This window comes from Terrabacter aerolatus, assembly GCF_007991735.1.
In the GTDB taxonomy this organism is placed as follows: domain Bacteria; phylum Actinomycetota; class Actinomycetes; order Actinomycetales; family Dermatophilaceae; genus Terrabacter; species Terrabacter aerolatus.
Genome location: NZ_BJYX01000018.1, coordinates 92,878 through 98,889 on the forward strand (window position 1 = coordinate 92,878; position 6,012 = coordinate 98,889).

The window sequence follows — 6,012 nt, forward strand, 5'->3', positions numbered from 1 at the left end:
GATCGACGGTACCCGCCGTCGGGGCGGAACCGACGACCGGCCCGGGTGTGCGGAGCCCTACCAGCCCAGCCTCGTGGCCGCGTCCTCGACGGATGGCTCGTCAGCTGCGACGGCGAAGGCGGTGAGCGCCTCGATGAGGGCGGGGCTCAGCTCCCGGGGCATGCGGCGCACGATCTGGGCGATGGCGGCTCGTCGCCGGCGCGTGACCTCGTCGACGACGTCACGGCCCTGGTCCGTGAGGCTGATGACGACCTCGCGTCGGTCGTCCGGGTTCTCCCGGCGCGCGACGAGTCCCGCCGAGATGAGTCGGTCGACGGCGCGCAGGGCGGTCGAAGGGCCGACGGCCAGGCGGCCGGCCAGGTGGTTGAGTCGGGTGTCGCCGTGGGTGTGGAGGACGACGAGGGTGCGGAACTGGCTGAGCGAGACGGTGCCCTCGACCTCGGCGAGCGAGCGCGCCGAGACCCCGACGAGGACCCGTGAGGCGGTCAGCACGGCGCTGACCAGCCGGTCGACCGAACCGTCGTCGGCCCCCTTCGGGGCGTCGTTCTCGACCGAGGACATGAGACTCCTTTGCGTTCGGTACTGCAACTATTGCATCATGCAACTCATGATGTCGTCCCCGCCGGTCCGCCAGGCGCTCCGCCCGTCCTACCCCATCCCACGCGCGGCAGGCAGTCTGCGCGGGAGGTTGGGCGTGGCGCTGCGCACCTCGGGCCCCGGACTTCTCGTGCTCTCGCTCGTGGTCGGGGTGGCTGCTGCGGGACTCGCCATCGTCTTCCGCTGGTTGATCCAGACCTTCACCCTCCTCCTGAGCGGACACCCGGACTACGCCGCGACGCCGGGTGCCGCTCACCCGGACCTGCCGGGCTGGGGGCGCTGGTTCGTCGTGCTGGCTCCCGTCGTGTCGGGCGCACTCTACGGACCTCTCGTGCACTTCTTCGCCCGCGAGGCCCGAGGGCACGGAGTGCCGGAGGTCATGTATGCCGTCGCCCTCCGAGGTGGTCGCATCGCGCCGCAGGTGGCCGCGGTCAAGGCCCTGGCCTCCGCGCTGTGCATCGGCGGCGGAGGCTCGGTCGGGCGCGAAGGGCCGATCGTCCAGATCGGCTCCGCCCTCGGATCGACCCTCGGCCGTGTCACGAGAGTGCCCGAGGCCCGGCTGCGGGTCCTCGTGGCCTGCGGCGCCGCTGCCGGCATCAGCGCCACCTTCAACGCCCCGCTCGCCGGCGTCTTCTTCGCCATGGAGCTGATCCTGGCGGACTTCACTGCACAGGCCTTCGGGATGGTCGTGCTCGCGTCCGTGACCTCGAGCGCGCTCGCGCGGTCCGTGATCGGTGACACCCCGTTCATCACGCTGCCGCCCTTCGTCGTCGACCACCCGGTGGAGTACGTCGGCTTCGCGCTCCTCGGACTGCTGGGCGGTCTCGTCGGTGTCTCCTTCAGCCGCGTCCTGTACTGGGTCGAGGACGCCTGCGACTTCCTCTGGCCGGGGTCCCGAGTGGCTGCGGCCCGCGGTCGGCGGGATCCTCCTCGGTCTCCTGCTCCTCGTCGTGCCCCAGATGTACGGCGTGGGCTACCCGGTGCTGGAGAACGCGGTCAACGGGCACTACCTCGTCGGGTTCCTCGTCGTCCTCCTGCTGGCGAAGATGCTCGCCACGAGCCTGACCATCGGCATCGGCGGATCCGGGGGCGTCTTCGCCCCCAGCCTGTTCGTCGGGGCCATGCTCGGTGCCGCGTTCGGCGAGGCGGTGTCGGCGGTGGCCCCGGGGAGCGCCGGGCCCGTGGGCGCCTACGCCCTCATCGGGATGGGAGCGGTCTTCGCCGGGGCCGCGCGCGCCCCGATCACGGCGGTGGTGATCCTGTTCGAGCTGACCGGCGAGTACAGCATCATCCTGCCGCTCATGACGGCGATCGTCCTGGCGACCGGCCTCAGCCACGCCATCAGCGCCGACACCGTCTACACGAGGAAGCTGCTGCGTCGCGGCGTCGACCTCGGACGGCGTCCGGAGGTCGTGGCCCAGGGTGGGTCGCCGCAGGTCCGCGACGCCATGCAGCCGCTGCCCTCGCCGGTGCTCGACACCGCGGCCCTCGTGGAGGTCGCCCGAGCCCTGGCTGCCGAACCGCACGGGATCCTGCCGGTGGTCGGACAGGACGGAGGCTTCCTCGGTGTCATCACCGCAGGTGGGGTCTTCGAAGCGCTGGCCGACGGGCGCCACGACCACGAGGCGGTGGGCCTGCTGACCCAGATCCCGACGACGGTGCGCGTCGACGACCCCCTGGGGTTCGCGGGAGAACAGCTCGCGCGCGCCTCGGTCGCGGCGGTCCCCGTGCTCGACTCGCAGGACCAGGTCGTGGGCTGGCTCGACGAACGATCGCTCCTGCTGGCGCGGACGGCGAACGCATGACCCCGGCGATGCCCCCCACCCCGCGCGGGGCACGGCATCGTCGACCTTCCGGCCCAGGGCCCCGTCCGGGACCGGACCGTCGCCGCACGGTCGGCCTGCCACGAGCCGTGGTGGCCCTCGGCGCAGCGGTGACGGTGCTGGCGGCGGCGTGCTCGGGCCCGTCGCACGCCGCGAGCCGGACCTCCGACGCCCGGCCGCTGCCGATCGACCGGCTCGGCACCCGTCTCGACAGTGCGTTGCCGGCCTCCGTGCTGCGCCTGCCGTTCACCGCGAGCGACGGGCGCACCGTGCGACTGTCGGACCTCGCCGGTCGCTCGGTCGTGGTGTCCGATGCGATGACGCTGTGCCAGGAGACCTGCCCGCTCGACACGGCGACACTGGTGCAGACCGCGCGCGCCGAGGACAGCGCGGGGGTCGGACCCGACGAGACGTTCCTGTCGATCACGGTGGACCCGGGGCGGGACACGCGGACGCAGCTGGCCGCGTACCGCCGTCTGTACTCCCCGCCGCCGGCGAACTGGATCGCGCTGACGGGGTCGCCTGCGACGGTGGACGCGCTGTGGGCCTACCTCGGCGTGTGGCGCGCCAAGGTCGCGGAGCCCACCGGGCCGCCGCCGCGGAACTGGCGCACCGGCCAGCCCCTGGCATACGACGTCCAGCACTCCGACGAGCTGTTCTTCCTCGACCGGCACGGCCACGAGCGGTTCGTCCTCGAGGGTCCGCCGTACGCGGCCCGGGCCTCCCTGCCGAAGGCGCTGTACGACTTCATGAACGCCCGAGGTCGCCAGAACGTGTCCCACCCCTCGGAGGGCGCGTGGACCCAGTCCCAGGCCCAGCAGGTCCTCTCCTGGCTCCGTCGGTGATCCCGGCGGCGCAGGCAGACCGGCTCTCCGCACGACCCGGCCTAGAGTGGGGCGCATGACCCGCCTTCCCGACCCGAGCGTCAGACCGGCCGGCCTCGCCGACCAGTTCGGCCGGCGGGCCCGAGACCTCCGGGTCTCGGTCACCGACCGCTGCAACCTCCGCTGCACCTACTGCATGCCGGCGGAGGGGCTGCCGTGGATGCCCCGGGCCGAGATGCTGACCGACGAGGAGATGCTCCGGATCATCGGCCTCTTCGTGCGCGACGGCATCACCCAGGTGCGCCTCACCGGCGGCGAGCCCCTCCTGCGCCGCTCGCTCGTCGACCTCGTCGCCGGCATCGCCGCGCTCGAGCCGCGGCCCAAGATCGCCATGACGACGAACGGTGTCGGCCTCGAGCGGGTCGCCATCGGTCTCAAGGAGGCCGGGCTCGACCGGGTCAACGTCAGCCTCGACACCATCGACTCCGAGACCTTCACCCAGCTGACCCGCAGGGACCGGCTCGCCGACGTGGAGGCCGGCCTCGAGGCCGCGTCCGACGCGGGCCTGACCCCCGTCAAGGTCAACGCCGTGGCGATGCGCGGCATCAACGACGACTCGGTCGCCGACGTGCTCGCCTGGTGCCTCGAGCGCGGCTACGAGCTGCGGTTCATCGAGCAGATGCCCCTCGACGCGCAGCACGCGTGGGACCGGACGCAGATGATCTCCGCCGACGAGATCCGCGAGCGGCTCTCGCAGCGCTGGGAGCTGACCCCGCTTCCTGCCGCCGACCGCGGCAGCGCTCCGGCCGAGCGGTTCCTCATCGACGGCGGGCCCGAGACGGTCGGCATCATCGCCAGCGTGAGCTCTCCGTTCTGTGCCGCCTGCGACCGCACCCGGCTCACGGCCGACGGTCAGGTGCGCAACTGCCTCTTCTCGACCACCGAGACCGACCTGCGCGGGCCCCTGCGCGAAGGCGCCACCGACGACGAGCTGCTCGGCCTGATGCGGGGCGAGATGTGGCGCAAGCGCCGCGGCCACGGCATCGGCGACCCGGACTTCGTCCAGCCCGACCGGCCGATGTCCGCGATCGGGGGCTGAGCGTCCCGTCCCGATCGGACACACCCGCCCCCGACGCCGTGCGCGGCCGTCCGGCTGGTTTGATGAGGCCATGGACCCCGTGGTGCGTGTCTCTGGTGGCTCTGTCCGTGGATCGACCCGGGACGGGGTGAGCTCGTTCCTCGGCATCCCGTATGCCGCCCCCGCCGTGGGAGCCGACCGCTACCGCGCACCGCAGCCCGTCGTCCCCTGGGAGGGCGAGCGCCGGGCGACCGAGCACGGTCCGACGGCCGCGCAGTCGGCCTACCCCGCGCCGATGGACACCGTGCTGCCGAGCTCCGTGGCGCCCGGCGACGACTACCTCAACGTCAGCGTGTGGGCCCCGGAGGGTGCGAGCGGGCTGCCGGTCATGGTGTGGATCCACGGCGGCGCCTTCGTCCGCGGGGCGAACTCGGTCCCGACCTACGACGGGGCGGCCTTCGCCCGTGACGGCGTCGTCGTGGTGGGCATCAACTACCGGCTCGGCGTCCCGGGGTTCGCGGTGCTCGAGGGCGCCCCGACCAATCTCGGGCTGCGCGACCAGATCGCGGCCCTGGAGTGGGTCCGCGACAACATCGCCGCCTTCGGCGGCGCCCCGGACGACGTCACCGTGTTCGGTGAGTCGGCCGGTGGCATGAGCGTCGCCACCCTCATGGCGTCACCGGCCGCCCGCGGCCTCTTCCACCGTGCTGCGATCCAGAGCGGTGCCGGCACCGCGGTCTGCACGCTGGAGGACGCGCGCCGGGTCGGGGCCGAGATCGCCGCCCACCTCGGGGTCCCCGCGACGGCCGAGGCCTTCGCCGACCTCGACCCCGAGACGGTCGTGGCCGCCCAGACGGCCGTGGGCCTGGCCATCCAGGCGGACCCGAACCCGCAGCGTTGGGGTGCCTCCGTGCTGCGGGGTGGCCTCGGGATCATGAGCCTCTTCCCGGTCGTCGACGGGGACATCGTGCCGGGCGTCCCCGAGGACCTCATCCGGGAGGGATCGTCAGCCGGCATGCCCCTGCTCATCGGGACGACGCGTGACGAGTTCCGTCTCTTCCTCGTCCCCACCGGCGTGGCCCGCGGGATCACGGCGGAGGTCCTGCCCCTGCTGTCCCAGCGCTACGGCTGGCCCGAGCGGGCGGTGCAGACCTACGCCACCAACCGTCCCACGGCCGCGCCGGGCGACGTCGCGAGCGCCATCCTCACGGATGCCGGATTCCGGGCCCCCACGGCCCGTCTGGCGGCGGCGCAGCACGCGGCCGGGGGAGCGGTCCAGGTCTACGAGTTCGACTGGGAGACGCCCGTCGCGGACCTCGGTGCATGCCACGCGCTCGAGCTGGCGTTCGTCTTCGACACGCTCGACAGCGCGGCCGGCATGGTGGGCGACGACGCCCCGCAGGAGGTCGCCGACCGGATGCACGGCGCCTGGGTGCGCTTCGGTTCCGGCGGCGACGCGGGGTGGCAGACGTGGACGCCCGAGCACCCCGTCGTCATGACGTTCGGGATCGACGCGCAGGTCGTCGAGGCGCCCCGCGCCGACGAGCTCGCCCTCTGGACGTGACCGGCGGCTGACGGAGCCCGGCCGACGCCATGAGGGCCGGGTCAGCAGGGCCGGGTCAGCAGGGCCGGGTCAGCAGGGCCGGGTCAGCAGGGCCGGGTCAGCAGGGCGGGGTCAGCAGGGCGGGGC

The 6,012-nt window shown here is 73.3% G+C and carries 5 protein-coding genes and 1 pseudogene; 5 read left to right on the plus strand and 1 reads right to left on the minus strand.

All coding sequences use genetic code 11. The annotated features are described in order from the left end of the window. Positions 1-57: 57 nt before the first annotated feature. On the minus strand, positions 58-561 hold the full coding sequence (locus TAE01_RS15635; protein WP_147067740.1) for a MarR family winged helix-turn-helix transcriptional regulator: 504 nt from the start codon (positions 559-561) through the stop codon (positions 58-60). 49 nt (positions 562-610) lie between these two features. On the opposite strand from TAE01_RS15635, the pseudogene TAE01_RS21140 reads away from it, so the two are divergent. From TAE01_RS21140 to TAE01_RS15655, 5 genes and pseudogenes are all read left to right on the plus strand, one after another. After that, positions 611-1,462, plus strand: a pseudogene (locus TAE01_RS21140) (chloride channel protein); the annotation flags it as partial. Further along, positions 1,428-2,402, plus strand: a complete 975-nt coding sequence (locus TAE01_RS21115; RefSeq protein WP_222594150.1) for a chloride channel protein — start codon at positions 1,428-1,430, stop codon at positions 2,400-2,402. The pseudogene TAE01_RS21140 and the gene TAE01_RS21115, both read left to right, overlap by 35 nt. Positions 2,403-2,410: 8 nt before the next feature. Further along, the gene (locus tag TAE01_RS15645) at positions 2,411-3,265 is read left to right on the plus strand and encodes an SCO family protein (RefSeq protein WP_503827261.1); all 855 of its coding nucleotides are present in this window, start codon (positions 2,411-2,413) and stop codon (positions 3,263-3,265) included. 55 nt (positions 3,266-3,320) lie between these two features. Beyond that, positions 3,321-4,343 (plus strand): GTP 3',8-cyclase MoaA, encoded by a 1,023-nt coding sequence (gene moaA, locus TAE01_RS15650; RefSeq protein WP_147067742.1) that lies wholly within the window; start codon positions 3,321-3,323, stop codon positions 4,341-4,343. Between the two features lie 70 nt (positions 4,344-4,413). Then, complete coding sequence (locus TAE01_RS15655; protein WP_147067743.1) at positions 4,414-5,886, plus strand: carboxylesterase/lipase family protein; 1,473 nt, start codon at positions 4,414-4,416, stop codon at positions 5,884-5,886. Positions 5,887-6,012 lie beyond the last annotated feature (126 nt).

What these genes read in the sequence shown, in the direction of transcription:
- TAE01_RS15635 (WP_147067740.1), bottom strand. Translation starts at nt 561, where the DNA reads ATGTCCTCGGTCGAGAACGACGCCCCGAAGGGGGCCGACGACGGTTCG.
- TAE01_RS15655 (WP_147067743.1), top strand. Translation starts at nt 4,414, where the DNA reads ATGGACCCCGTGGTGCGTGTCTCTGGTGGCTCTGTCCGTGGATCGACC.
- TAE01_RS15645 (WP_503827261.1), top strand. Translation starts at nt 2,411, where the DNA reads ATGCCCCCCACCCCGCGCGGGGCACGGCATCGTCGACCTTCCGGCCCA.
- moaA (WP_147067742.1), top strand. Translation starts at nt 3,321, where the DNA reads ATGACCCGCCTTCCCGACCCGAGCGTCAGACCGGCCGGCCTCGCCGAC.